This window comes from Sagittula marina (genome assembly GCF_014196795.1).
In the GTDB taxonomy this organism is placed as follows: domain Bacteria; phylum Pseudomonadota; class Alphaproteobacteria; order Rhodobacterales; family Rhodobacteraceae; genus Sagittula; species Sagittula marina.
Genome location: NZ_JACIEJ010000008.1, coordinates 38,319 through 63,776, shown reverse-complemented (window position 1 = coordinate 63,776; position 25,458 = coordinate 38,319). Strand labels below are relative to the sequence as shown.

Annotated in this window: 29 protein-coding genes; 15 read left to right on the top strand and 14 right to left on the bottom strand. The window is 63.4% G+C overall.

Going from position 1 to position 25,458, the window contains the following annotated elements; genetic code table 11:
- Positions 1-171: 171 nt before the first annotated feature.
- Entirely contained in the window at positions 172-642 is a 471-nt protein-coding gene (greA, locus tag GGQ68_RS15700; protein ID WP_183967654.1) for a transcription elongation factor GreA, read from the top strand.
- Between the two features lie 12 nt (positions 643-654).
- Positions 655-1,647 carry a hypothetical protein gene (locus tag GGQ68_RS15695; RefSeq protein ID WP_183967652.1) on the top strand — a complete coding sequence of 331 codons (993 nt, stop codon included), beginning with the start codon at positions 655-657 and terminating at the stop codon, positions 1,645-1,647.
- 65 nt (positions 1,648-1,712) lie between these two features.
- Here the strand turns inward: GGQ68_RS15695 and GGQ68_RS15690 are convergent, their stop codons facing one another.
- The 5 genes from GGQ68_RS15690 to fdhD are packed head-to-tail and all read right to left on the bottom strand — an operon-like array spanning position 1,713 to position 6,334.
- Complete coding sequence (locus tag GGQ68_RS15690) at positions 1,713-3,770, bottom strand: molybdenum cofactor synthesis domain-containing protein (protein ID WP_183967936.1); 2,058 nt, start codon at positions 3,768-3,770, stop codon at positions 1,713-1,715.
- Between the two features lie 35 nt (positions 3,771-3,805).
- A complete protein-coding gene (gene mobB, locus GGQ68_RS15685; protein ID WP_183967650.1) occupies positions 3,806-4,300 on the bottom strand; it encodes a molybdopterin-guanine dinucleotide biosynthesis protein B in 495 nt (164 codons plus the stop codon).
- Positions 4,297-4,914, bottom strand: coding sequence for a molybdenum cofactor guanylyltransferase MobA (gene mobA / locus GGQ68_RS15680; protein WP_183967648.1), 618 nt, complete (start codon positions 4,912-4,914; stop codon positions 4,297-4,299). Before mobA ends, mobB begins: the two co-directional genes overlap by 4 nt.
- Positions 4,911-5,456: a YcxB family protein gene (locus tag GGQ68_RS15675; RefSeq protein ID WP_183967647.1), complete on the bottom strand. Its 546-nt coding sequence runs from the start codon at positions 5,454-5,456 to the stop codon at positions 4,911-4,913. The genes mobA and GGQ68_RS15675 overlap by 4 nt, the downstream gene beginning before the upstream one ends.
- Complete coding sequence (gene fdhD, locus GGQ68_RS15670; protein ID WP_183967646.1) at positions 5,453-6,334, bottom strand: formate dehydrogenase accessory sulfurtransferase FdhD; 882 nt, start codon at positions 6,332-6,334, stop codon at positions 5,453-5,455. The genes GGQ68_RS15675 and fdhD overlap by 4 nt, the downstream gene beginning before the upstream one ends.
- A gap of 51 nt (positions 6,335-6,385) precedes the next feature.
- On the opposite strand from fdhD, the gene GGQ68_RS15665 reads away from it, so the two are divergent.
- Complete coding sequence (locus GGQ68_RS15665) at positions 6,386-7,102, top strand: AzlC family ABC transporter permease (RefSeq protein ID WP_183967645.1); 717 nt, start codon at positions 6,386-6,388, stop codon at positions 7,100-7,102.
- Complete coding sequence (locus GGQ68_RS15660) at positions 7,099-7,428, top strand: AzlD domain-containing protein (protein ID WP_183967644.1); 330 nt, start codon at positions 7,099-7,101, stop codon at positions 7,426-7,428. The genes GGQ68_RS15665 and GGQ68_RS15660 overlap by 4 nt, the downstream gene beginning before the upstream one ends.
- A gap of 4 nt (positions 7,429-7,432) precedes the next feature.
- Here the strand turns inward: GGQ68_RS15660 and GGQ68_RS15655 are convergent, their stop codons facing one another.
- On the bottom strand, positions 7,433-8,086 hold the full coding sequence (locus GGQ68_RS15655; protein WP_183967643.1) for a hypothetical protein: 654 nt from the start codon (positions 8,084-8,086) through the stop codon (positions 7,433-7,435).
- A gap of 135 nt (positions 8,087-8,221) precedes the next feature.
- Positions 8,222-8,359, bottom strand: coding sequence for an aa3-type cytochrome c oxidase subunit IV (locus GGQ68_RS15650; protein ID WP_183967641.1), 138 nt, complete (start codon positions 8,357-8,359; stop codon positions 8,222-8,224).
- Positions 8,360-8,846: 487 nt separating this feature from the next.
- Here GGQ68_RS15650 and GGQ68_RS15645 point away from each other — a divergent pair, with 487 nt between their 5' ends.
- Positions 8,847-9,818: an MBL fold metallo-hydrolase gene (locus GGQ68_RS15645; RefSeq protein ID WP_183967639.1), complete on the top strand. Its 972-nt coding sequence runs from the start codon at positions 8,847-8,849 to the stop codon at positions 9,816-9,818.
- Positions 9,819-9,926: 108 nt separating this feature from the next.
- Here the strand turns inward: GGQ68_RS15645 and map are convergent, their stop codons facing one another.
- Positions 9,927-10,739 carry a type I methionyl aminopeptidase gene (gene map / locus GGQ68_RS15640; RefSeq protein ID WP_183967637.1) on the bottom strand — a complete coding sequence of 271 codons (813 nt, stop codon included), beginning with the start codon at positions 10,737-10,739 and terminating at the stop codon, positions 9,927-9,929.
- A 232-nt stretch (positions 10,740-10,971) separates the two neighbouring features.
- Here map and GGQ68_RS15635 point away from each other — a divergent pair, with 232 nt between their 5' ends.
- From GGQ68_RS15635 to GGQ68_RS15625, 3 genes are all read left to right on the top strand, one after another.
- Positions 10,972-11,631, top strand: a complete 660-nt coding sequence (locus GGQ68_RS15635) for a histidine phosphatase family protein (protein ID WP_183967635.1) — start codon at positions 10,972-10,974, stop codon at positions 11,629-11,631.
- Positions 11,632-11,733: 102 nt separating this feature from the next.
- Positions 11,734-12,780 carry a Rossmann-fold NAD(P)-binding domain-containing protein gene (locus tag GGQ68_RS15630; protein ID WP_183967633.1) on the top strand — a complete coding sequence of 349 codons (1,047 nt, stop codon included), beginning with the start codon at positions 11,734-11,736 and terminating at the stop codon, positions 12,778-12,780.
- A gap of 3 nt (positions 12,781-12,783) precedes the next feature.
- Complete coding sequence (locus GGQ68_RS15625; protein ID WP_183967631.1) at positions 12,784-13,914, top strand: saccharopine dehydrogenase family protein; 1,131 nt, start codon at positions 12,784-12,786, stop codon at positions 13,912-13,914.
- Positions 13,915-13,949: 35 nt separating this feature from the next.
- On the opposite strand, the gene GGQ68_RS15620 is transcribed toward GGQ68_RS15625, so the two are convergent.
- The 3 genes from GGQ68_RS15620 to GGQ68_RS15610 are packed head-to-tail and all read right to left on the bottom strand — an operon-like array spanning position 13,950 to position 16,333.
- Positions 13,950-15,068, bottom strand: coding sequence for a CaiB/BaiF CoA transferase family protein (locus tag GGQ68_RS15620; protein ID WP_183967628.1), 1,119 nt, complete (start codon positions 15,066-15,068; stop codon positions 13,950-13,952).
- Positions 15,065-15,763, bottom strand: coding sequence for a DsbA family protein (locus GGQ68_RS15615; protein WP_183967626.1), 699 nt, complete (start codon positions 15,761-15,763; stop codon positions 15,065-15,067). Before GGQ68_RS15615 ends, GGQ68_RS15620 begins: the two co-directional genes overlap by 4 nt.
- Before the next feature lie 15 nt (positions 15,764-15,778).
- Complete coding sequence (locus GGQ68_RS15610) at positions 15,779-16,333, bottom strand: DUF721 domain-containing protein (RefSeq protein WP_183967624.1); 555 nt, start codon at positions 16,331-16,333, stop codon at positions 15,779-15,781.
- A 91-nt stretch (positions 16,334-16,424) separates the two neighbouring features.
- Here GGQ68_RS15610 and mutY point away from each other — a divergent pair, with 91 nt between their 5' ends.
- The 3 genes from mutY (at position 16,425) to GGQ68_RS15595 (ending at position 19,743) form a co-directional block, all read left to right on the top strand.
- Positions 16,425-17,483 (top strand): A/G-specific adenine glycosylase, encoded by a 1,059-nt coding sequence (gene mutY / locus GGQ68_RS15605; protein ID WP_183967622.1) that lies wholly within the window; start codon positions 16,425-16,427, stop codon positions 17,481-17,483.
- Positions 17,484-17,540: 57 nt separating this feature from the next.
- Positions 17,541-18,707, top strand: coding sequence for an alkane 1-monooxygenase (locus tag GGQ68_RS15600; protein WP_183967620.1), 1,167 nt, complete (start codon positions 17,541-17,543; stop codon positions 18,705-18,707).
- 115 nt (positions 18,708-18,822) lie between these two features.
- On the top strand, positions 18,823-19,743 hold the full coding sequence (locus GGQ68_RS15595) for a manganese-dependent inorganic pyrophosphatase (RefSeq protein WP_183967618.1): 921 nt from the start codon (positions 18,823-18,825) through the stop codon (positions 19,741-19,743).
- 96 nt (positions 19,744-19,839) lie between these two features.
- On the opposite strand, the gene sfsA is transcribed toward GGQ68_RS15595, so the two are convergent.
- The gene (sfsA, locus tag GGQ68_RS15590; RefSeq protein WP_183967616.1) at positions 19,840-20,547 is read right to left on the bottom strand and encodes a DNA/RNA nuclease SfsA; all 708 of its coding nucleotides are present in this window, start codon (positions 20,545-20,547) and stop codon (positions 19,840-19,842) included.
- Between the two features lie 68 nt (positions 20,548-20,615).
- On the opposite strand from sfsA, the gene GGQ68_RS15585 reads away from it, so the two are divergent.
- Genes GGQ68_RS15585 through GGQ68_RS15570 form a run of 4 tightly spaced genes read left to right on the top strand, consistent with a single transcriptional unit; the run spans position 20,616 to position 23,566 of the window.
- Positions 20,616-21,347: a competence/damage-inducible protein A gene (locus GGQ68_RS15585; RefSeq protein ID WP_183967614.1), complete on the top strand. Its 732-nt coding sequence runs from the start codon at positions 20,616-20,618 to the stop codon at positions 21,345-21,347.
- The gene (locus tag GGQ68_RS15580) at positions 21,344-22,102 is read left to right on the top strand and encodes a GNAT family N-acetyltransferase (RefSeq protein ID WP_183967612.1); all 759 of its coding nucleotides are present in this window, start codon (positions 21,344-21,346) and stop codon (positions 22,100-22,102) included. Before GGQ68_RS15585 ends, GGQ68_RS15580 begins: the two co-directional genes overlap by 4 nt.
- Positions 22,099-22,665, top strand: coding sequence for a peroxidase-related enzyme (locus tag GGQ68_RS15575; protein WP_183967610.1), 567 nt, complete (start codon positions 22,099-22,101; stop codon positions 22,663-22,665). Before GGQ68_RS15580 ends, GGQ68_RS15575 begins: the two co-directional genes overlap by 4 nt.
- The gene (locus tag GGQ68_RS15570) at positions 22,637-23,566 is read left to right on the top strand and encodes an OmpA family protein (protein ID WP_183967608.1); all 930 of its coding nucleotides are present in this window, start codon (positions 22,637-22,639) and stop codon (positions 23,564-23,566) included. Before GGQ68_RS15575 ends, GGQ68_RS15570 begins: the two co-directional genes overlap by 29 nt.
- 146 nt (positions 23,567-23,712) lie before the next feature.
- Here the strand turns inward: GGQ68_RS15570 and GGQ68_RS15565 are convergent, their stop codons facing one another.
- Positions 23,713-24,618 carry a LysR family transcriptional regulator gene (locus GGQ68_RS15565; RefSeq protein WP_183967606.1) on the bottom strand — a complete coding sequence of 302 codons (906 nt, stop codon included), beginning with the start codon at positions 24,616-24,618 and terminating at the stop codon, positions 23,713-23,715.
- Between the two features lie 197 nt (positions 24,619-24,815).
- Positions 24,816-25,376 carry a type 1 glutamine amidotransferase domain-containing protein gene (locus tag GGQ68_RS15560; protein ID WP_183967604.1) on the bottom strand — a complete coding sequence of 187 codons (561 nt, stop codon included), beginning with the start codon at positions 25,374-25,376 and terminating at the stop codon, positions 24,816-24,818.
- Positions 25,377-25,458 lie beyond the last annotated feature (82 nt).

Sequence of the window (25,458 nt, the reverse complement as noted above, 5' to 3'; positions counted from 1 at the left end):
GCACGGTCCAGAGCTGCACCGCCCTGCCCCATGATCGGCGAGAAACCCCCGGCAGTCTGGCTGTCGTTGCGAAAAACCCGTTGGCAAGCCCCCCACTCACGCTTTACATCACAGCCCACACGCGACACTTTCGATACCCAGACGCGTCTCTCAGCATAAAGAAGATCCGAAATGGACAAGATCCTCCTCACACGCACAGGTCACACTGTGCTCGAAAAAGAATTGAAGCAGCTCAAGTCCGTTGAGCGGCCCGCCATCATCAAGGCCATCGCAGAAGCGCGGGAACTGGGCGACCTCAAGGAAAACGCCGAGTACCATTCTGCGCGGGAAAAGCAGGGCTTTATCGAAGGCCGCATCAAGGAAATCGAATCCGTCCTGGGTCTGGCCGAAGTGATCGACCCAACGAAGCTGTCCGGTCCGATCAAGTTCGGCGCCACCGTGACGGTCGTCGATGAGGACACGGATGAGGAAAAGACCTGGCAAATCGTGGGCGAACACGAAGCCTCCATCGAAAAAGGTCTGCTCAACGTCAAATCTCCCATTGCGCGCGCGATGATTGGCAAAGAAGAAGGCGACAGCGTCGAGGTGAAGACCCCCGGCGGCGAGAAGGCCTACGAAATCCTCTCAATCACCTATAAATAAGCAAGGCAGCCCATGGCCGAGACCAAGGACCCCCGTCCCACGCCCCCCGGCCTGTACAGTCGAGGCGATGCGGCTGGAGTGACTCCGGTGGAAATCACTGCGCTGGCGTTGTCCGTGCTGTGGTTGATTGCGGCCTCGTGGTATTTCCTCGCAGGCGGTGCCGAGAGCGCCAGTGGCGGGTTTGCCATCACACTGATGGTCATTGTGCTGCCGGTGGCGATGATCTGGGTCGCCGCCATGGCCATGCGGGCCTCCAAGACCATGCGAGAAGAAAGCGTCCGGTTGCAGGCGTCCATCGACGCCCTGCGGCAGGCTTATGTGGCGCAGTCTCAAGCAGGGAAAGGCCAGCCGCCGCACCCTCAGGTGGTCAAACGGCTTGACGATCTGAGCGGCGGCATCCGCAATCTGGAATCGACCTTGGCGATGCTGGGCGGCATCCGCCAAGCGGACCCTCAGGCCGGCGCCGCATCACAGTCCGCTGCGGACGACCAGCCGACGCTGTCGCTGGGCACCCCGGCCGAGGCCCTGCAACCGCCGCTGGCCACCGATGATCTGATCCGCGCCCTGCACTTTCCGGAAACCGCCGAGGATTCCGAGGGGTTTGCCGCGCTGCGCCGCGCGCTGAAAGATCGCAATGCCGCCAAGGTCATTCAGGCCGCGCAGGACATTCTGACACTGATGAGCCAGGACGGCATCTATATGGATGACCTGCGCCCGGACATGGCCCGCACCGAGGTCTGGCGCGCCTTCGCCAAAGGCGAACGCGGTCGCGCCATTGCACCGCTGGGGGGCGTGCACGACCGCTCCTCGCTGGCGCTGGCCGCGGGCCGGATGCGCGAAGACCCGATCTTTCGCGACGCCGCGCACCACTTCCTGCGGCGTTATGACCAGCTGTTTGCCAGTGTGGAATCGCAGCTGACGGACGAGGACATCCAGGCCTTTGCCGGAACCCGCACCTCACGCGCTTTCATGCTGCTGGGGCGTGTTGCGGGCACCTTCGACTGACGGTCCGAGGCGAGGCTGCGGCCTCCCCTCGGGATGCGTTCTTGCCCAAAGGACCAATGGTCGCCTTACAGCCCAAAACTGCCAAAGGGAATGTAACGGACAACAGTGCCGGGGGTAATGTCCTGCGCACCGTCGGGAAGTTCAACCAACCCTTCGGCCCAGCTCAACCCAGAGATCCGGCCCGACCCTTCGGATTTGAACACCTCTGCGTGCCCGTCGCGGATGCGTGCGCGGAGGTATTCGCGACGGCCCGGTTTTTTCCGTTTTGAGAAGGCGGCAGGCACGTTGAACCCCTGCGGCTCTTGCCAGCCAGCTCCGGACATCAACCCCATGGCAGGGCGGGCAAAGACCAGCGTACACACAAAAGCCGCCACCGGATTTCCCGGCAGGCCAAAGATCGGCATCCCCTGCCACATCCCCAGCGCCAGCGGGCGGCCCGGCTTCAGCGCGATGCGCCATTCCGCCAGCGCGCCGGTTTCGCGCAACAGGCCGGAGACGTGATCCTCATCCCCGGCAGAGGCACCGCCGGAGGTCAGGACCACATCGACCTGTTGCGTGGCCACGTCGAGCCGCGCGCGCAAGGCATCGCGGTCGTCGCCCACATGCCCAAGGTCCACGGCAACGTGTCCCAGCCGTTCAGCGATGGAAAGCAGCATCGGGCGGTTGGCATCATATATCTGGCCCTGTGCGGCTGTGCTGCCTGCCGGGACGACCTCGTCGCCGGTGGAGAGCACGCCAACCCGCAAGCGCGCCCGCACGGGCAGGTCCGACAGGCCCACAGCCGCCGCCAACGCCAGATCCGCCGGGGTCAGCCTGCGGCCTGCCGACAGGGCCGTTTGCCCCTCCTGCACGTCTTCGCCCGCGCGGCGAGTGTTGGACCCCGTCTTGACCGGCCCGCGAAAGGCGACCTCGCCGCCACTGGTGGCGCAGTCCTCGTCCAGCACCACCGTATCGACGCCATCGGGCAGCGCTGCTCCGGTGAGGACACGGCAGGCCTGTCCCGGCGGCACCGTGCCAGCATAAGGCACACCTGCGGCGGCGCGGCCATCAACCAGCGGCAAGACGATGTCACCCTCCCCCACCAACGCCCCGGCAAAGCCATAGCCGTCCACTGCGGTGTTGGGTTCCGGCGGGTTGGAGCGGCGCGCGGTCACGTCGTCTGCCAGCACGCGGCCAGCGGCATGGCCCAGCGCAACAGTCTCGGTCGCGCAGACGCAGGTAAGCCGCGACTGCAGCATGGCCAGCGCCTCGTCCACCGGGGTCCAGTCCACCCCCGGCGGCAGGGCAAAGCAGTCATTTTTCAGCGGCGGCGGGGTGAGTGACATGGCGGCAAGCAGCTCCTTTTCGTGGCCCAGACCGAGGATCCAACCTTCCTCCTGCGCGTCCGGGGCGTCGACGCTTAACATAGCGTTCAGACGCGCGGGCGAAAGCCGATTGAGCCCCTCTGCCAACACGCGCACCTGCACCGCGTCGCGGATGCCCGCATGGCGTGCGACCGCCGGCTCGATCAGCCCGGGCCATATTTCGGTGAACACCACGGCGGCATCGTCCCATGGCTCCAACGGCCACGCGGCCACCGGAAACTGTCGCCTGAGCCGCGCCAGAACAGGCAGCCCCATAAGCGCCTGACTGCCGACCGATCCGGCTCCGGCCAATTGCCAGACAGAGAAGGTGCCCTTGGTCCGGGTCTCACTCAAACGCTTGTCGGCAAATGGATTTTCGTAGCCTGCCTTGGTACGTGGCAACCCGTCAATGTCGCGCTTCAGGCCATTGCCCCAGAACGGCCCCTGCCCCGGAAAGCGTCGGTTGATCTCACCTGCTAGGTCGAAACGATTGTTGGCTTTTGAACTGTCCTCAATCCGGCTTTCCAACCAATCCCAAAGCGCCAGCGTGTCGCCATCACACAACGCCTGAGCCACACCCAAAGGATAGCCGAAGGGAAAGTCAAAGCCGACCATCAGCCGTTCGCCCGCGTCCAATGCGTCGCTGATGCGGGCCGTCAGATGCGCCTCGGCCACAGCGCGATTGCGGCAGTAGACCGGCGCGCGACCGGCCTCGCCAATCCAGATGGCGTCACGTTTTGGGCGCGGCCCCCGGTCGTTTCCCCCGGACCAGTCCACCATGATGAAGCGGTCGAAGCCCAAGCCTGCAGCGTCGATCAGGACAGCCCCACATGCGCCATGATGAAATCGGCAATCGCCTTGGTGTCATCTAGATCCAGCACCGGCACGGCAACGTCCACCGGACAATCGGAGGCCACGGCGAGGATCGTGTCGTCCTGCTTGGCAATCAGATCATGTCCGGCCTCGGCGCGGAAACATTCGATTTTGGGATGGCGCTGGCGCTTGTAGCCCTCGACCAGCACCAGATCGCAAGGGCCAAGGCGGGTCAGCAGCTCGTCGAGTTCCGGCTCGGCCTCGCCCCGCAGTTCCGTCATCACCGCGACCCGTTTGCGCGAGGCCAGAACCACTTCGCGGGCACCTGCTTCACGATGGCGATAGGAATCGCGGCCCGGATGGTCCACGTCAAAAGCGTGATGCGCGTGTTTGACCGTGCTGACCACCACACCGCGCGCGCTGATCTCGGACACGAGACGTTCCATCAATCCGGTCTTGCCGGAGTTCTTCCAACCCGTGATGCCGAAAACTTTCATAACATCGCCTCAGCCTGTGCCAGATCGTCCGGCGTGTTCACGTTGAAAAAGGCCGCATCGTCGGGAAAGACGCATTCGCGGCCATCGTGGCGTTCGGTCCAAAGGACGACCTTTTTCAAGCCCTCCTCCAGCGCGGCACGCAGATCATCCCGCAACGCCACCGGCCAGAGGCCAAAGGTCGGATGCCGGATCACGCGCCCCTTGGAAGACCGCGTTTCCGTGTCGCCCAGAGTAGCAGCCAGCACCAAAGGAAGCGCCTGCCCCTCGGCGGCCAGTTGCAAGCGCGGCACCAGATCACAGGGCAGAAACGGCGTGTCGGCGGCGACGCTGACCAGCGTCTCGGCCCCCTGCGCGGCCGCCCAGTCCATGCCCGCCAGCACCCCGGCGAGCGGCCCGGGAAACCCGGCCAAGCTGTCGGCGACCACGGGCAACCCCACGTCGAAACGTCCCGCGTCTCCGTTGGCATTCAGGCACAAATCGCTGACCTGCGGCGAAATACGTTCCATCACGCGGTCCAGCAGGCTCTGCCCGCCAAGCGTCAGCAACCCCTTGTCACCGCCGCCCATGCGCGTCGCCTGCCCCCCTGCAAGGATCACACCCACTGGGGCTTTCATGCGACGTCTCCCGTGGCGGCGACCTGCCAGGCCTGCACCTGCTGCCGGATCACTCCCGCGTCACCGGCCTGTTCAAGAACGCGGCTCGGCAGAATGAAGCCCGAAGCGCCGATGCTGGCGACCAACATATCCTTGGTTTCGACAACCGCCACGACGTCGGTCCATGCAATCCCGCCATCCGAGCGCCCGTTGCTTGTGGTGATGCCGCGCGCGGACAGCTCCAGTTGCTGACCGTCCATCATCGGGCTATCGACATAGGCCGCGGCGATCCGCTGGCGTGTGCCACGCGCCACTGCGACGTAGACGACCCACAGCGCCAGCGCAAAGACCCCGAACCACCCCGTGGAGAGGCCAAGGCTTTTCTCCAGGAGCACTGCAATGATCATGCCCAATGTCGCCACACCAGCCCCCATGAGAAGAGCAATGGCAATCTGCAGCGCCCGCCATCTGCCCGAGTAGATCGGCTTGCAGGCCAGGGCCATCCCGCGTGCGGCCTCTTTGCGGGTAAGCTCGTAGGGCATCGTCCACACGGGCTCCATCATACACCTCCTTTGCGACCGGAGCGTTTCGATTCCTCGGGGACAGAGCCCGGGTCCGCGTCCCACTCCAGCCGGTCGGCGCCGGACAGGCAGGTAAAGCGCCGTCCACGCATTCGGCCGATACAAGTCAGCCCGACCTGCTGCGCGATCTCCACCCCCCAGGCGGTGAAACCCGAGCGCGAAACCAGAACAGGCACCCCCATCAATGCGCATTTGATCACCATCTCAGAGGTCAGCCGCCCGGTGGTGTACATGATCTTGTCCGCGCCGGAAACGCCTTCGGACACCATCCAGCCGGCGATCTTGTCCACGGCATTATGGCGGCCCACGTCCTCCATATAAACCAGCGGTCGGTCGCCATGGCACAGCACCGAGCCATGAATGGCGCCAGCCTCCAGATACAGCGACGGCGTGGTGTTGATGCGGTGCGCCAGAGCATACAGCCACGAAGTCTTGACCGACGTCGCCGGCAAGGTCAGCCCCTCCAGCCCCTCCATCATATCGCCAAAGACCGTGCCCACGGCACAGCCGCTCGTGCGGGTCTTCTTCTTCAGCTTTTCCTCGTAGGTGGTCTGGCCGTCGGTGCGCACAACCACGACCTCCAGATCGTCATCGTAATCGACGCCTTTGATCGTCTCGCCGTCGCGCAACATGCCTTGGTTCTTCAGAAACCCAAGGGCCAGGTATTCCGGGTAATCCCCGATCGTCATGGCGGTGACGATCTCCTGTCCATTGAGATAGATGGTCAGCGGGCGTTCCTCGACCACGTTGATCTGAACCACCTGCCCTGCCTGGTCGATGCCATTGACGGCCCGCGTCAGCCGCGCGGCACCGGGGTCCGGCGCAATGATATAATCCGTGCTGTCGTCATGCGATTGCATCCGCTGCGCTCCCCCGCTAGGCATTATCCGGCAATTCCAGAGGTCCAGACCATGCCCCAGCCCAACGTGATGTCAAGCTTCTGGCGCGGAGTTCGCGACGGCCTGCCGTTTCTTTTGGTGGTCGGACCTTTTGCCCTTCTGTTTGGCGTGATCGCCACCGAAGCGGGGCTGAACGTGTTTGAAACGCTGAGCTTTTCTGTCGTGGTGATCGCAGGCGCGGCGCAGTTCACCGCGCTGCAACTGCTGTCGGAAAACACGCCGGTGGTGGTCGTTCTGGCCTCTGCGCTGGCGGTGAACCTGCGTATGGCCATGTACTCTGCCTCCATCACCCCACATCTGGGCGCGCTGCCGCTGTGGAAACGTATGATCACGGCGTATTTCCTTGTGGATCAGACTTACGCCGCCGCCGCGCTGAATTACGAGAAACACCCAAACCAGACGCTGGCGCAGAAGTTCGCGTATTTCATGGGGGTCGTGCTGCCGATCTGCCCGCCGTGGTATGTCTTTACCCTTGTGGGCGCGTGGCTGGGCAATGCGGTGCCAGAGGGGCTCGGGATCGACTTTGTTCTGCCGCTGGCTTTCATCGCGATGCTCGGCCCAAGCCTGCGCACCGGGGCACATCGCGTGGCGGCCACGGTCGGCGGTGTGGCGGCGCTGGTGTTCGCCTTCCTGCCCTATAACCTTGGCCTGATCGCCGGGGCGCTTCTGGGCATGATGGCCGGGGCGGAATTCGAGCGACGCATGTTGCCGCAGGAGGGCAAGTCATGATCGACAAAACCGCGCTTTGGACAGTGATCGTTCTGCTGGGACTGGGGTCGTTCGGCCTGCGGTTCGTGTTTCTTGGAGTGATCGGGGACCGCGAGTTGCCCGAATGGCTGCTGCGGCATCTGCGCTACACTGCCGTCGCGGTGATCCCGGCGCTGGTTGCGCCCCTGGTGATCTGGCCCGCCGCGACCGGCGGAGAGACAGACCCGCTGCGCGTGACGGCGGCGGGTCTTGCCCTGGCTGTTGGTGCCGTGACCCGGAACCTCTATGCCGCGCTTGGCGTTGGCGCGCTGGTCATGTTCGGCGGCGGCTGGCTGCTCGGGGCCTGACAGCTTACCTGTCGGGCACGCCGTTGGCGGCCCAGCCCGCTTCGATTCGCTGAATGGCCAGGTCTTTGTCATCACCATCCTCTTCGCGCAGCTCACGGGTCTCGACACCCGGCAACTCCGCAAAGGCCTCCATCAGCTTGTTTGGGAACAAGGCGTTGGGAATGCTCTCGAAACCGGGAAGCTTCTGCAACAACCTTGCGGTCTGGGACGTGCAGGCCGCAGGCCCGACCGGGCCGTTCTCCTGCACCAGTTGCAAGGCCCGCTCTGCCACCGCCGGCGGCACCTGAACGCGCTGGATCTTGACCCGATAGGCAGACCGCGCATGCGCGCTCTCATAGGCCTGCTCCACTTCGGGCGTGATGCCATACAGCACATCGTCAATCTCCGGCACGCTCTGGAACCGGGCGGAGCCAGCAGGATCGAAAATCACTTGCTGTGTCGGAGCATTCACCTTGATCGACGTATGCGCACCGTTGTTTGTCCGGTTGTTGATCATGGTGTACAGCGTGATTGAGGGCGGCTCTGACGAGCGATAGGCGACCCGCGCGGCCTCTTCGGGCGTGGCGTTGGGACCGGACATTTGTGTCCCGGCGCAGGCGGCCATGCTCAGCAGTGCGCCCAGCGCGAAAATAGCCCGAAGGCCCTGTATCAGTGTCATAAGGTTCCCACCTGTCATCTGTCTGCGCGTCTTGTCAGACAAAAGCACGAGGCCCGAATCACATTCAAGTGACCACGGGCCTTGCAAAATTTCCTGTACCTTCGGCGCTGCAAAATGCGGCGCCCCCGCGTCATATCAGGCGGCGAAGATCGCCATGAACACGACGATGACGAAAATCACCGTGCAGGCCTTGATGACGAAGTTGATGAAGCCGTCGAAGGTCTTCTCTTGAACTGTGACGTCCATGGTGCCGTGCTTGTGATCTGCGGCCATAATCGCGTCCCTCCGTTGGGTATAAGCGTTTCGACGAAGACAGATAACGCAAAAGTTTTGCCCTGTCACCGCGAGAAAAGCGCGCAAATGTCGCGGCGCGTCACGCATCGGCCAACTGAGGCACCTCGGCCACGCCTATGCACCGTGGTAGGGCTTGCTCCGTTTGACTACCGCGACCGCGCAGCAACGCATACCGGCAGCGTGAATATACCAACGGGCGCTTTGGCCGGCAGGGGTCTGCTTGTCATGAGCCCCACCAACACAAGATCAATGTGGAGGATGCCCAAACCCAATCCACCACATGCCGGGACCGAACGCGCAATCCGGCCATTGCAAAGATTTCAAGATCCGGATCACTGACCGTGCCCCTGTTCGAAAAGACGCATTCTTTCATGCCCGTACAACCCGCAGGCCGTACTTTTTGTGGCAACCTCCGCCCACGATGCTACAGTCGCATTCAAAGACATGCATGAAAGGGAGGTCTCTTGTGTCCATCATCCGCCCCACCCGTCGCGAAGTTCTTGCGATGGCAGCCGCTGCGCCAGCGCTGACCCTGCCGACACTGACCCGTGCCCAAACGCTCGGCGCACCCTCCGGCGGCAATCCGCAGCACTTCGCCTTCACGATCGGGGAGGCACGGCTGACCGTTGTCTCGGATGGCCGTCTCGAACTGTCTGCCACCGATCTTGGCGTGAATGCCGACGCCGACCAGGTCAAAGCCTTCCTCGAAAGCTATTTCCTGTCGCCCGTCACCAACTATTCCCACGCCAACCACCTCGTGATCGAGACCGGTGACCACAAGGTGCTGGTCGATGTCGGCTCGGGAAATCGGTTCCTCCCCACTGCGGGTGAGCTGATAGGCAATCTGGAAACAGCCGGCATTGATCCCGGCTCCATCACGCATGTCGTCATAACGCACGCACACCCGGATCACATCTGGGGCATCCGCGACGATTTCGACGAGGCGATCCTGCCACAGGCGCAGTACTTCGTCTCCACCGCCGAGCATGAGTTCTGGCTTCAGGACGGTCTCGCCGCCAGCATGCCAGCGGATATGCAGCAATTCGCCGTGGGGGCCGCAAACTCGCTGCGGGTCGATGGCGCCGACTGGACACTGCTGAACGATGAAGACGAGGTTGTCCCCGGCGTGCGCGTCATCAACACGCCCGGCCATACACCCGGCCATGTCTCTGTCGTGGTCGAAAGCGGCGGCCAGCAGCTGATCGCCCTCGGCGACAGCATGACCCACGCCTACATGAACTTTGCCCATCCTGAGTGGTACAACAATTTCGACATGGACGGCGACACAACGGTCAGCACGCGGAAACGTCTGCTCGACATGGCTGCAACGGACCGCATGGCGGTGCTGGGCTACCACTTCCCCTTCCCCGGTGTGGGACACGTCCGAAAAGAGGGCAGCACCTACCAATTCGTGCCCGCGCTCTGGCAATGGGGCTAACCCCCTGAAACAAAAGCGGCGCGTGTCATTTGTCACGCGCGGCCCTGCTGCTTTGCTTTCCAAATACCGCTCGCCGGAGGCAGCCCGAGCCGACCAAAGGCGCTTCGGTCAATAGGTGGGGTGGAACCGTCCCGCAGGCGACAGGGTAAAGATCTCCGCCCCATCTGCCGTCACGCCAATCGAATGCTCGAACTGCGCCGACAGCGATTTGTCGCGTGTCACAGCCGTCCAATCGTCGGCCAGGACCTTCGTTTCAGGGCGGCCCAGGTTCACCATCGGCTCGATGGTAAAGAACATGCCCTCTTCCAGCTCAGGCCCCATCCCCGGGCGCCCGTAGTGCAACACATTCGGCGGCGCGTGAAACACCGTGCCCAGCCCGTGGCCACAGAAATCGCGGACCACCGACATGCGATGGCCTTCCACATAGCTCTGGATCGCGTGTCCGATGTCGCCAAATGTGGCGCCGGGCTTTACCGCGTCGATCCCCTTCATCAGCGAATCGTGCGTCACCTGGATCAACCGCTCCGCCTTTCGCGACAGCTTGCCCGCAACATACATGCGCGAGCTGTCCCCGAACCAGCCATCAAGGATCACCGTCACGTCGATGTTCAGAATGTCACCGTCCTTGAGCTTTTTCTTGTCGTCCGGGATGCCGTGACAGACCACGTGGTTCACGCTGATGCAGGAGGCGTGCTGATACCCTTTGTACCCGATCGTCGCCGATACGGTGCCCAGCTCCGTCACCCGCCGCGTGATAAAGTCGTCCAACTCGGCGGTCGACACGCCCACATCAACCTTGTCCGCCACCTCGTCGAGGATCTGCGCCGCCACCTGTCCCGCCGCGTGCATTCCGGCAAAGTCCGCATCGTCGTGAATGCGAATGCCATCTCGGGTGATGCGGCCTGCGTGTTCCTGATTCAAGGCGGGTCTCCTGGTCTGTGCGGCGTCGGTCTTTGGGGCGTCGATGCTATGGTTTTTTCGTGATTTAGGCGCTTTCGGCCAAAGATGCCAGACCGCGCGCTTGGCAACGCGACGTTTACACCTACGAGGCCAAAATCCGGGTCAATCCGCCGCGGCAAGGCGGGAATGCTGCTTTCCCTCAGGCCGCGCCCGACGTAAGCCTGCGCCGCACACTCTGGAAAGGCCCGCGCCCATGTCTCATGTCACCCTTGTTCGCCACGGGCAGGCCAACACGGCCGCCCGCGATGAAGTGAGCTATGACAAGCTCTCTGACCTTGGCTGGCAGCAGGCGCACTGGCTGGGCGACTGGTTCCGCGACACGGGCGAACGCTTTGCCCGCGTTTACACAGGTACGCTGGTTCGACATGTGGAAACCGCTCAAGGGATCGGCAAGGTCTGCGACACGGCTCCGGTGCGGGACGCACGGTTGAACGAGATGGCATATTTCGACCTTGCTCAGGCGGTCGAGGCCCAGCACGGGCTGATGATGCCCACTGACCGGGAGGGGTTCGTCGCCCATCTGCCAAAGGTGTTTGACCTTTGGCAGCAGGATAAGGTGGACGACGCCCCCGAGCCCTTTGCCGATTTCGAGGCCCGCGTGCGCGCCGCCGTGACAGAGATCGCCGCCGGCGAGGGACGCGCGCTGATCGTCACGTCAGGTGGCTTGATCGGCATGACCATGCGCGTCGTGATGCGGCTGGACATTTCAGCGCTCGCCGCCGCCTGCCTCGCAATCGAGAACACCTCTCTGCATCGGATCCAGCCTCTCGGGGACGACCTGCTGCTGACTCAGTTCAATGCGCTGCCGCACCTGGACAACCCGGACCGTCAATTCGCCCGCAGCCACCTGTAAGGCCACAGTTGCCCCGTCCGACCGGGAATAGGGGTTGAACCTGCCCGACGGGACAGGTTGTTTGGCCGGGAAACTTGATCAAACGCACAGATGGAGCAGTGGGTGACACATCTATGGGTCCGCGCGGAAAGCCGCGCCAACGAGGAACGGGTGGGCATCACCCCTGACGGCGTGCGTAAATTGATCGCCAAGGGGGTTCAGGTCACGGTCGAGGACAGCGCCACCCGCGTTCTGCCCACCGACGATTTCGCAAACGCCGGTGCCGCAATCGCGCCGGACGGCAGCTGGCCCGAGGCGCCACGTGATGCGCTGATCTTTGGGCTCAAGGAATTGCCCGAGGGCGACGGCCCCCTGCCCCACCGCCACATCATGTTCGGCCACGCCTACAAAAATCAGACCGGCGCGCAGGACTTCCTGGACCGCTTCACGCGGGGCGGCGGGGCGCTGTATGACCTCGAGTACCTCGTCGATCCTCAGGGGCGGCGCGTGGCGGCCTTTGGCTACTGGGCGGGATACGCCGGTGCGGCGGTGTCGCTTCTGGCACTGGCTGCACAGGCCCGTAGCGACACCTGCCCGCCTGTGACAACGTGGAAGGACGCCCCCGCCATGCGCGCCGAGGTTGCCTCCGCCATCGACAGCCAGACCCTGCGCGCCATCGTCATCGGGGCAAAGGGCCGCGTCGGCTCTGGCGCGAAGACACTGTGCGAAGAGGTCGGCGTCACCGTCACCCCCTGGGACATGGCGGAAACCGCACACGGCGGCCCGTTTCCTGAGGTGTTGGCGCATGACGTCTTTTTCAACTGCATTCTGGCCACGCCCGGCGTGCCGCAATTTGTCCCCGCAGACGCAGGTCAGCGCGACCGCGCGCTGCGGGTGATCGGCGACATCGCCTGTGACCCCACCAGCCCGTTCAACCCGGTGCCGGTCTACGACGCGGCGACCACCTGGGATCGTCCCGCCACCCGCGTGCACGATACTCCGCCGCTGGATGTGATGGCCATCGACAACCTGCCTTCGCTGCTGCCGCTGGAATCCTCTCTGGATTTTGCCGAGCAGCTCCTGCCCCATCTTGCCACGCTGGATCAGATCGACTCAGGTGTCTGGGGGCGGGCATATGATATGTTCAAAAAGCACTCAAAAGGAGCCTGAGGCATGACAGTACATTGGTGCGGCACGGGCCTGTCCACAGTTCCCGGCCTGCGGCGCCTGCTGGGCCGCAACATTCCCATGACGGTCTGGAACCGGACCACCGCCAAGGCCGAGGCCGCGGTGGGCGACCTGACCGACGACATCCGGGCGTTCGACCTTCCTGCGTTGAGCGCGGCGGTGGAAAAGGGTGACGTCATCGTCTCCATGCTGCCCGGAGATTGGCACGTCCCGCTGGCCGAACTGGCGCTGGCGAAGGGGGCGGATTTCGTGTCCTCCTCCTATATCGCGCCCGAAATGCGCGCGTTGGACGCCGCCGCGAAAGAGGCCGACCTGCGCTTTGTAAACGAGGTCGGTCTGGACCCGGGCCTCGATCACCTGATGGCGCATTGGCTGGTGGCCGACTATCGCGCGTCCTCGGAATTCGACACGGACAACGCGCTGTCCTTCACCTCGTACTGCGGCGGTGTTCCCAAGGTTCCGAACGCCTTTCGCTACAAATTCAGCTGGGCCCCGGTGGGCGTGCTGAAGGCGCTGCGCTCCCCCTCGCGGTCGATCCGCCACTTCACCGAGCTGGAGGTCGCCCACCCATGGGAGGCGCTGACCCGCTACGACGCCCCGCTGCCGCGCGCCGAGAGCTTTGAGGTCTATCCCAACCGGGACAGCCTGCCGTTTATGACGGATTACGGCTTTGCCCCGGATTGGAAGGTGAAGGATTTCGTGCGCGGCACCCTGCGCCTGAACGGCTGGGCCGATGCGTGGGACGATATTTTCAAGGTTGCCCCCAAAGCCTCGGACGCGGAATTGCAAGCCATCGCCGACAAGCTTCTGCAAGAGAACGCCTACGACGACGGCGAAGCGGATCGCGTCGTGCTGTGCGTCTCATTGCGGGCGGAAAAGGACGGCGAAGCGGTCTATCACAAGACCTACGTGATGGATGCCTGGGGCGACGCGCGTGGCTCTGCCATGGCACGACTGGTGTCCACACCGGTCAGCTGGGCTGTGGAAAGCGTTCTGGCCCGAGAGATCCCGGCGGGCGTCAGTGCCGCGCCGTCCGATCTACGGCTTGTGAACCGCTGGCTGGACAGCGTGCACGGACTGGCGCAACATCTGATGGTGGTGGATCACCTGACCTGAACATGCCGGGCGGGGTGACACCCCGCCCCTACGCCTTATTCGCCCAGCTTTGGCGCGGGCGCGTCCAGCACCAGGTCCGCATCCGAGAACCGGAAGGGCGCACGCACCCCCGGCACGCCACCCGGCGCGATCTGCATCCCGCGTGCAACGACCTGCGGATCGGCAAAAACCTCGGCCATGTCATTGATCGGCCCGGCGGGGATGCCGTCGGCCTCGCAGGCAGCCAGCAACGCGTCCTTTGTGAACGTGCGCGTGCCGGCGGTCAGACGCTCCGTCATCTCGTCACGATGCGCAATCCGGTCCGAGTTGGTCAGGAACCTGGCATCCTCCGCCATGTCGCCCACCCCCAGAACCCGCGTCAGGCGCTGGTATTGCGAGTCATTGCCGGTGGCGATGATGATGTGGCCATCGGAACATTCAAACACCTGATAAGGCGTCAGATTCGGGTGATAGTTGCCCGTCCGTTCCGGCGGCGTGCCGGTGGACAGATAGTTCAGCGCCTGGTTCGCCATGGCGGAGACCGCACAATCCATCAGCGCCATGTCGATGTGTTGGCCCTTGCCCGTCTGGTGCCGCTGATGCAACGCCGCCAGAATGCCGGACACGCTATACAACCCGGTGAACAGATCGGTGATCGCCACGCCTGCGCGCTGCGGGACGCCCTCGGGATCGCCGGTGATCGACATGAAGCCGGACATGCCCTGAATGATGTAATCATAGCCGGCGCGATGCGCATACGGTCCATCCTGACCGAACCCGGTGATGGAACAGTAGATCAGCCGGGGATTGACCTCTGCCAGCGAGGCATAATCCAAGCCGTACTTCTTCAGCCCGCCGACCTTGAAATTCTCGATCAGAATATCGGCATCCCGCACCAGTTCGCACACCCGCGCCTGCCCCTCGGCACTGCGCAGGTCCACAACTTCGGACTGCTTGCCGCGATTGCAGGAATGGAAATAGGCGGCCGTGTGATCCTCGTCACGGTCGATGAACGGAGGCCCCCAGCGACGGGTGTCATCGCCTTCGGGGGCCTCGATCTTTGTCACCTCCGCGCCGAGATCAGCGAGGGTTTGCCCCGCGAACGGCCCGGCCAGAATCCGGGCCAGTTCAATGACCTTCACCCCTGCAAGGGGGCCGCGCGGCGCCGACGTCATTCGCCGAGTTTCTCGTCCAGGATCTCGGAGAAGTCCGCGTAGCTCATGTTGGAGTACTTCTCGCCGTCGATGATGAACGACGGCGTCGAGTTGATGTCATCCGCCGTGGCATTTTCCTGGAACCAGGTCAGCAGCGTGCGCAGTTGCGTGCTGTCTGTCAGGCAGGCTTCGAGCTGGTCGTTGTCGAGGCCGGCCATTCGTCCAATCTTGCGCAGCTCGTCGGCCACACCGGCCTCGTCACCTTCACGCGCAGGGGCGATGAAATCGTCCTGAGCCTTGTAGATCATGTCGGAGATGCCAAAGAACTTCTCGGGCCCACCGCAGCGCGCGATCAGCGACGCCCACATGCCGTACTTGTCGAAATACACTTCGCGGTAGGTGAATTTCACCTTGCCGGTGTCGACGTAGTTCTTTTTCAATTGCGGGATCAGCGTCTCGTTGGCACTGGCGCAATGCGGGCAGGTGTAGGAGGCGTATTCGATCACTTCGATCGGCGCATCCTCGGCCCCCATGGTCATTTCCACGACGGAGGAGGTGTCGATCTCGGTCTCACCACCCTCTTGTGTCTGGGCAACGGCTGCGCCCGGAACAGTGATTGTGCCGTTGGCGTTGGTCGTCGCACCTTGCGTCATGTAGAACGCGCCGCCCGCGATCAGGGCAAGCGCAACCGCGCCAGAGGTCAGTAGCTTGTTCATAAATCTTGCCTTTTCCTACTTCGCAGAGCGGGGCTCGCGCCGCCCTGTCTTCGATATGACATTTGCGCCCAGACGTTCAAGCGCTGCGCGCAGACCATCGTCCCCCACCCCTTCGGACAGGCTTTTGGCCTCCGCCACAGCTTCGGGCTTGGGCGCGCGTTCGTGGACCTTGGGTTTGCCGTGGTCAAAGCTCGCCTGCCCTTCGGCAAAACCCACCGGCGCGGTCTGGGTCACGATCACGTGACGGATCGCTTCGAACCCGTAGACCGCGTTGATGCGCTGGACGATCTCCGCCTTGCGCATTTCCAGGATGGGGGCAAAGGCCCCCTTGGTCAGCACCACCAGCTTTGCGCCGTATTCGTTGTGAACCTTGCCCTCCAGCCGCACGCGGCCATATTTGACCTCGACAGGGCGGCTCATGCGGGCCAGTTCCTCTCCGACGATCTCTTCCCAATGGGTCAGGACGCGGCTTTCGGCAAAGCCCCGCGATTCCGATGCCTTGCGGATCTGCCCCGTCAGAAGCTTTTCGGTACGGGCGAACCCGTAGGTGGTTGTCTTGCGCTTGGCCATGGTGGACCCCGTTGACTCCCGTTCACTGGCCCTATTCTAAGGGGCCGTTCCCCTCGGGCGCCAGCCCCCTTCTGTCACAGGACCCTCACCCTTGCGTGACCCCGCCGAAGCCTCCGACCTGCTCGACTGGTACGATCGCCATGCCCGCGACCTGCCGTGGCGCATTCGCCCACAGGCCCGCGCCGCCGGTGTGACCGCAGACCCCTACCGCATCTGGCTGTCAGAAATCATGCTGCAACAGACCACGGTGGCAGCCGTCCGCGAGTATTTTCGCGTCTTTACAGAGCGCTGGCCCACGGTCGAGGATCTCGCCGCTGCCGAGGATGCGGACGTCATGGCCGCCTGGGCCGGGCTGGGCTACTACGCCCGCGCCCGCAACCTGCTGAAATGCGCGCGGTCTGTTGTGGCGGACCATGGCGGGCAGTTCCCGGCGGATCACGCGGAATTGCTGAAATTGCCCGGAGTCGGCCCCTACACCGCAGCGGCGGTCAGCGCGATTGCCTTTGACGACGCGCAGGTGGTGGTCGATGGCAACGTCGAACGCGTCATGGCGCGGCTGCACGACGAACACACGCCTCTTCCAGAGGCAAAGCCGATCCTGACGGCCTATGCTGCCGCTCTGACACCCGCCCAGCGCCCCGGCGATTACGCCCAGGCGGTGATGGACCTGGGTGCCACGATCTGCACGCCGAAACGTCCCGCGTGCGGGTTGTGCCCCTGGCGCACGTCCTGCGCGGCCTGGGCCGAAGGCACCGCCGCCGAACTGCCCAAGAAAACTCCGAAGAAGAAAAAGCCCATCCGTCGCGGCACCGCCTACCTCGCCCGCCGCGTCGATGGTGCCTGGCTGCTGGAAACCCGGCCCGACAAGGGGCTGCTGGGCGGGATGCTGGGCTGGCCCGGCACCGATTGGCTGGATGTGACGCTGGATGCCCCCGTCGAGGATCCGCCAATCCGCGCCGAATGGAAGACCGTCCGCGGCGAAGCCCGCCACACCTTCACCCATTTCCACCTGATTCTGACGGTGAAAACCGCTCTGGTGCCGATGGAACGCAACGCTTCTCGCGGAGAATTCATCGAATTGTCTAATTTTAGCCCCAGCGATCTGCCAACCGTCATGCGCAAGGCGTTTGACCTTGCGCAAGGCGGATGAACATCGCTTGGGACAATCTGCCGGAGCGTCTATATAGACAAAAACCGGAGTAGGCCCATGAGCATTGCAGAACGGCCCGACGCACAGACCCGCATCCCGGCGGCCCGCGTGGCGCGCTTTACCGCTGCCGCGCCATTCTTCCTGTCTTTCGTGCTGATCCCGCTGGTCTGGATCGGTGCGATACAAGGCGGTCTCTGGGTGCTGCTCGTGCCGCTGGCCACATGGTATCTGTTCTCTGCCATCGACACCCTCGCCGGATTGAACACCGCCAACGCCGATCTGGACACCACCGAAGATCAGCTTTTCTGGTATCGCCTGCTCACGCAGATCTGGGTGCCGCTGCAATTCGTGACGCTGTTTGGCCTGCTGTACTACGTGACCCGCGCCGACCACCTGAACGGCTGGGAAATCTACGGCGTCATGTTCGGCACCGGCGTCATGACCGGGACCGTCGGCATCGTCTACGCCCACGAACTGCTGCACCAGCGCAACGCCAGAGAACGCTGGCTGGCCGATATTCTGCTGGCCATGGTGCTGTATTCGCATTTTCGCAGCGAACACCTGCTGGTGCATCACCGCTACGTCGGCACACCGCGCGATCCGGTGACCGCGCGTTACAACGAAGGGTTCCACCGCTTTTACCCGCGTGTCCTGCGGCAATCCCTGCACTCGTCGTTCCGGGCCGAAAAGGCGATGCTGGCCCGCAAGTCCCTGCCCTGGACCCACCGCAGCAATCCCTTCTGGCGCTATTGGGCGCTACAGGCGGCGATGTTGGTGCTGGCCTATGTGGTCGGTGGCTGGCTTGGCGTGTTGCTGTTTGCCGTGCAGGCGGGCGTGGCGATCTGGCAGCTCGAATTGGTCAACTATGTTGAACACTACGGGCTGACCCGCCGGCATCTGGGCGAGGGAAAATACGAACACGTCCAGCCGCGCCATTCCTGGAATGCATCACACACGGCCACGAACTGGCTGATGATCAACCTTCAGCGCCATTCGGATCACCACTACAAGCCCGACCGCCGCTTCCCGCTGTTGCAGACCTATACCGCTGACGAAGCGCCGCAACTGCCCTACGGCTACCCGCTGATGGCAATGGCCGCGTTGATCCCGCCGGTCTGGAAGCGCGTCATGAACCCCAAGGTCCGCGCGTGGCGCGCCCGATACTACCCCGACATCACCGATTGGACGCCATACGTGCAAGCCAGCACACCACCGCCACGCTGATACCCCGTCGGTGCGGTGCCCTGCTCCCATGGTCGCACATGGCGCGTCCCGGGGTGACAATACGCAAGCACAGCATTATAGCGCGGCAAAATGCATTTGAACCGCGAGGACACCCATGACAACGCTTGTTTTTGGCCACAAATCCCCTGACACCGATTCTACCGGCTCCCCGATCTTCTGGTCGTGGTACCTGAAGTCCAAGGGCGTCGACGCCAAGCCGGTTCTGCTGGGCGAACCCAACACCGAAGCGGCTTTCATGTTGCAACACTGGGGCCTCGACAAGCCCGAGATCATCTCGGACGTGGCCGAAGGTCAGGACGTCGTGATCGTGGACACCAACAACCCCGCCGAACTGCCCGCCTCGATCAACGCGGCCAACATCACCGCGATCATCGACCACCACAAGCTGGTCGGCGGGCTGGAAACCAAAGGCCCCATCGACATCACCGTGCGCCCGCTGGCCTGCACCGCCACGATCATGGTCGACCTGATCGGCGAAGCGGACATGGCCAAGGCTCCGAAAGAGATCAAGGGCGCGGCGCTGACCTGCATCCTGTCGGACACGCTGGAATTCCGCTCCCCCACGACGACCGACCATGACCGCGCAGTGGCCGAAAGCCTCGCCAAGGATCTGGGCGTCGATCTGGGCGACTTTGCCGCGCAGATGTTCGCCGCGAAATCCGATGTCTCGGCGTTCTCTGACGCTGAACTGATCCGCATGGATTCCAAGGAATACGAAGTGGACGGCGTGAAATTCCGTGTCTCCGTACTGGAAACCACCGCACCGGAGATCCCGCTCGACCGCAAAGAAAGCCTGATGAACACCTACAACACCGTTCAGTCCGAAGACGGCGTCGACGAAGTGCTCTTGTTCGTCGTGGACATTCTGAAGGAAGAAGCCACCCTGCTGGTCCCCAACGAACGGGTAAAAGCCGTGGCGGAAAAGTCCTTTGGCGCGACGGTTGACGGCGACACCGTGGTTCTGCCGGGCATCATGTCCCGCAAGAAGCAGATCATCCCGAACCTGAAGGTCTGAGCCTGAACACCGGTGCGGGGCGCTGCCCCGGACCCCGGACCACTGTCGGGACGCATAGAAACAAGGGCCGTGCCGCATTTTGTGGCGCGGCCTTTTCTATTTCGGCGGCTGAAAGGGCAGCGGCTGCCCGAGTGTTATGCCGGAGGGGGTGATCTGGCAGCTCAGGGAAAGCACCTCGACACCCGCGGCCGTCGCCTCCGCAAAGGCTGCGGCGTAAACCGGGTCGATGTCAGCGGCGAGCGTGACGCGTTCGGCGTCGGTGCGTTGAACCAGATAGAGCATCACCGCCCGGTGCCCTTGGGCGACCATGGCCGCCAGCTCACCCAGATGTTTCGTGCCACGCGCCGTCTTGCTGTCCGGGAACTCCGCCAGCCCCGTCTGCCGCGAGAGCGTGACAGATTTGACTTCGACGTAGCAATCCGGTCGGCCACCGCTGAGGAGGAAGTCGACGCGGCTGCTTTCTCCGTACATGACTTCGGGGCGAACAATGTCGTAGCCGTCCAGCCCGGCGATCTGACCCGCCATCAGTGCGGGCTTGACCAGCCGGTTCGCCGCGCCCGTATCGACACCGATAAAATGCCCTCCGGGCTGCTCCACCAGCCGCCAAGCCCATTTGAGCTTTTTCCTTGGGTCGTCGTTCGGTTCCAGCCAGATCCGCATGCCCTCGTCGGCCAGCCCCAGCATGGAGCCGGGGTTCGCCACATGGGCCGTCACCTCGCGACCGTCCTCCAGCAGGCAATCCGCCAGGAACCGCTTGTAACGGCGTATCAATGTCGCAGGCACCAGTTGTGTTTGAAAGCGCATGATCTGAGCCCTATACCTTACGCAACGCCCGGCGCAAGCTGCCCGACCGCTGCGAAAGGAAGTCCAGAATGTCCAACCCCACCGCCGCCATGCTGGTGATCGGCGACGAGATCCTCTCAGGCCGCACCCGCGACAGCAACATGCATTTCCTTGCCAATGAATTCACCCGCCACGGCATCGACCTGCGTGAGGTTCGCGTGGTGTCTGACGATCACGCCGCCATCGTCGCCGCTGTGCAGGCGTTGAGTGCAGCCTATGACCACGTGGTGACCTCTGGCGGCATAGGCCCAACGCATGACGACATCACCGCCCCTTGCGTGGCGGAGGCGTTCGGTGTGCCGATCACCGTGCGTGACGATGCCCGTGCGCTGCTACAGGCGCATTACGACCGCACCGGATCGGAGCTGAACGAAGCGCGCCTGCGCATGGCCCGCATTCCCGATGGCGCCACGCTGATCGAAAACCCGGTCTCCATCGCGCCGGGATTTTCCCTGCAGAACGTCCACGTCATGGCCGGCGTTCCGAGCGTCTTTCAAGCCATGGTCGCCAGCCTGCTTCCCTCCCTGACCGGTGGCGCGCCCATCCTGTCGCAAACCCTGCGTGTCATGCGCGGCGAAGGCGACGTTGCCCAGCCGCTGGGCGCATTGGCCGAGGAGTTCAACGATCTCCAATTCGGCTCCTACCCATTCCAGAAGGACGGCATCTACGGCACCAACCTCGTGGTGCGGGGATCGGACGGCGCCCGTCTGGATGCCGCCATGACCCGCCTGAACGCGTTGTTCACGGACGCGGCCGCATGAGCCAGACCAGGCCCGATCTTCCCCGGTTGTTCGACGTGCTGGACGCCACATGGCCCGCTGCGGCCAAGGTGGACACCGGGCCCTGGACCCTGCGGGAGGGGCGTGGCGGCGGCAAACGTGTGTCAGCCGCAACGGCGCGTGACGCCTGGCGGCTCGACGATGTGACAGCGGCGGACAGCGCCATGCGGATGATGGGGCAAGACCCGCTTTTCATGATCCGTCCCGACCTGACCCCCTCGGACACCACGCTGGATGTGACGCTGGCGGCCCAGGGCTATGCGCGAGCCGACCCGACACAGATCTGGCTTGCCCCGATTGACCATCTGACCGACCGATCCCTGCCCCGGGTTTCGGCCTTTGCCATCTGGGAGCCCCTCGCCATCATGCGCGAGCTCTGGGAGGACGGCGATATCGGTGCCGCTCGGCAGCGCGTCATGAACCGCGCCGCCCCGCCCAAGACGGGCCTGTTCGGACGTGTCTCGGACAAGGCTGCCGGCGTGGGCTTTTGCGCCATCCACGACGACATAGCCATGGTTCACGCACTCCATATCCTCGAACAGCACCGCGGAAAGGCGCTGGGGGGCTGGATGATGCGCTGCGCCGCGCTTTGGGCCGCGTCGAAAGGCGCCCGCTGGATCGCCTGCGCCGCGACCGAACAAAACACTGCGGCCTCCGCGCTGTATCGGTCGTTGCAGATGGAGGTCGCGGGGCGTTACCATTACCGCATCCTTGATAGCGAAAGCGATACACAGTGACCGACAAACCCACCGCATTGAACCTGCTGCCGGTCGACCCGCTGCCAGAGCAAACGCAGAAGTACTTCGACATCTGCGAAGAAAAGCTCGGCATGGTTCCGAACGTCCTGCGCGCCTATGCGTTTAACATCGACAAGCTGAACGCCTTCACCACCCTCTACAACGATCTGATGCTGGCAGACAGCGGCCTGACCAAGCTGGAGCGCGAGATGATCGCCGTGGTTGTTTCCTCGGTGAACAAGTGCTTTTACTGCCTCACCGCCCACGGTGCTGCCGTGCGTGACCTGTCCGGCGACCCCAAGCTGGGCGAGATGCTGGTGATGAACTGGCGCGTGGCCGACCTGAAACACCGTCATCGCGCCATGCTCGCTTTTGCTGAAAAGATGACGATCGAAAGCGCCAAGATCGGTGAATACGACCGCGAGGGATTGCGCGATGCGGGGTTCTCCGAGCGGGACATCTGGGACATCGTCAATGTGGCGGGCTTTTTCAACATGACCAACCGGGTGGCCTCGGCCACGGATATGCGGCCGAATGACGACTACCACGCGCAAGCACGGTAAACGGCTGGGGTTGCTGTTGGCGTTCTGCGCAGGTCCACTGGCCGCGCAGAACCTGTCGCTGCCGCAGACCGCCACCCGCACCTACTCCACGGTCCAGGAGCCGGGCACCTACGCCCTGCCCACCGGACCGGTCCGCAGCGGCACCCTGCCCACCACACGGATCGAAGGCCGGATCGAGATTGAAAGCTGGCGTATCCCGCAGAGCGGCGCATCGTCGTTCCAGCTGATCGAGCCGCTGCGCGACGCGCTGATCGCCGACGGCTACGACATCACGCTGGATTGTGCGACGCAGCGCTGTGGCGGCTTCGACTTCCGCTTTGCCACGTTGGTGCTGCCCGCGCCGGAGATGTTCGTCTCTCTCGATGACTTCCATTTTGTCGCAGCGCAAAAGCCGGGCGCCGGTGCCATCTCCCTGCTGGCCAGCAAAGGACCGCGTGACGGCTACGTCCAGATCATCCGCGCGGGCGACGCCGTGCAAGCAGAGACCATCACCGATGCCGCGCCGATCCGATCCGTTGCCACCGGCGACCTTGCGCAGAGGCTGGAGGCCGACGGCCATGTGATCCTGCCGGATGTGATTTTCGACACCGGCTCTACGACGCTTGGCGCAGGCGCCATCGCCTCGCTTGATGCGCTCGCGGACTACCTCGCGACCAACCCCTCGCGCCGGTTGCTGATCGTTGGCCATACCGACGCCACAGGTTCGCTCGACGCGAATCGTGCCATCTCCTTGCGGCGGGCCGGGTCCGCGGTGAGTTACCTGCGCGAGCGCCACGGCACCCCCACCGCGCAACTCTCTGCCGAGGGGGCGGGGTATCTTTCCCCTGTCGCCTCCAACCTCACCGAGGAGGGGCGCGAGGCCAACCGCCGTATCGAAGCCGTCTTGCTCTCGACCGAATGACCCGGCCCTTGATCTAGTCGACCCACCGAGATCCTGGCACCACAAAAAAGAAGCCCCCGACCGACCTTTCTGTCGACGGGGGCAGTTGGTGCCTAGCATCAGGCAGAGGAAAAGCAGTTCCAGAGGGCGACAGGCGCCCACCGGTGTCACCAGACGTTCGGACCCTTGTCGGCAAAGGAGTGAACGAGGAAGTCGATGAAGGCGCGGACCTTGGGCTGCGTGAAGCGGCCGGGCGGATAGACGGCGTAGACACCCTGGGTTTCCACCGGCAGATCGGGGATCGCATCCTCGACCAGCCCGGCCTCCATGGCATCATGGTACAGATATGACGGCAGATACGCGATCCCGAGCCCGCCGACGCAGGCGTTCAGCAGCGATTGGCCGTCGTTCACGGTCAGCCAGCCAGCCGTGCGCACCTGCCGCTTCTCGCCCGACGGAGCGGTCAGCTTCCACATGCTGCCGGAAGATTGGTTCGAATAGTGCAGCAGCTTGTGTTCGTTCAGATCGTCGATCCGCTGAGGCCGCCCGTATTTCTCGAAATAGGCCGGAGCTGCGATCATACGTTTGCAGGTCTCGGTCAACTTTCGCGCTTTCAATGTGCTGTCTTCCAGCTCACCGATGCGGATCGCCATGTCGAACCCTTCAGAGATCAGTTCAACATAGCGATTGTTCAGCACCATGTTGACGGTGATATCGGGAAACTCCGCGAGGAATTCGCCCAGCACCGGCGACAGGTGGTTCACCCCGAAATCCGTTGCCACCGAAATCCGCAGCAGGCCGGACGGCGCGCTTTGCATCGAGGTCACGAGCGCATCCGCTTCGCCTGCGTCGTTCAAGACACGCCGGGCTCGGTCGTAATACGCCAGCCCGATCTCCGTCGGCGAAACCCGCCGTGTCGTCCTGTTCAACAGGCGTGCACCAAGCCGGGCTTCCAGGCTGGATACATGCTTGGAAACGGCCGATTTGGAAATCCCCATCTTCTTGGCGGCATCAGTGAAGCCGCCCTGGTCTACCACGGTGGCAAAAGCCTCCATTTCGGTAAGACGATCCATTTCCGTCTCCTCGTCGTTCCTGCGTTGGATACAAGGAATGCCGGTGAATCGCGGCTGAACTTAGGCAGGGGAGAGACAATATCGCGGTTATTGCCCTCACCGTGCCGCGTCCGGAAACGGGAAAATGCAAAGCAAACCCCCGCCACAGCGGGGCTGGGCGGGGGCAAGGCAATGATCCGAATGATCAAAGGGCTGGTTTAGGCAGCCTTTTGATTGTGACGGCCTTCTTCCACTTCCTCAACGATCTTGGACACAAAGGCTTTCAGATCGTCAGGATTACGCGAGGTGACGATGCCGCTGTCTGCAACGACGGGCTCATCCATCACACGGGCACCTGCGTTTTTCAGGTCGGTTCGGATCGACGGATAGCCGGTGACTTCGCGGCCCGCGACGATGTCCGCTTCGATCAGCAACCACGGCGCGTGGCATACCGCTGCGACAACCTTGCCTTGGCGCGCAAAGCTGCGGACCAGTTCCACCGACGCCGCATCTACGCGCAGCAGGTCGGGGTTGATCTGACCGCCCGGCAAAACGATTGCATCGTACTTGGTGGCGTCGACGTCAGCGATCTTCAGGTCCGCCTCGGCCTCGCGGCCCCAGTCAGAGCCTTCCCAGCCCTTGATTGCCTTCCCGTCAAGGGTTGCAACATGCACTTCTGCACCTTTGGCCCGCAACTGGTCGCGCGGGAATTCGAGTTCGGATTGCTCAAAACCGTGGGTGGCGATGATCAGAATTTTCGCGTCTGTAATCTTGGTCATGTGTCTCTCCTATCTCGTCGTTCGGAACACAAAACCCTGTGTTCCTCTTTCATACCCACAACAGGAGAGACGCGGATTTGGT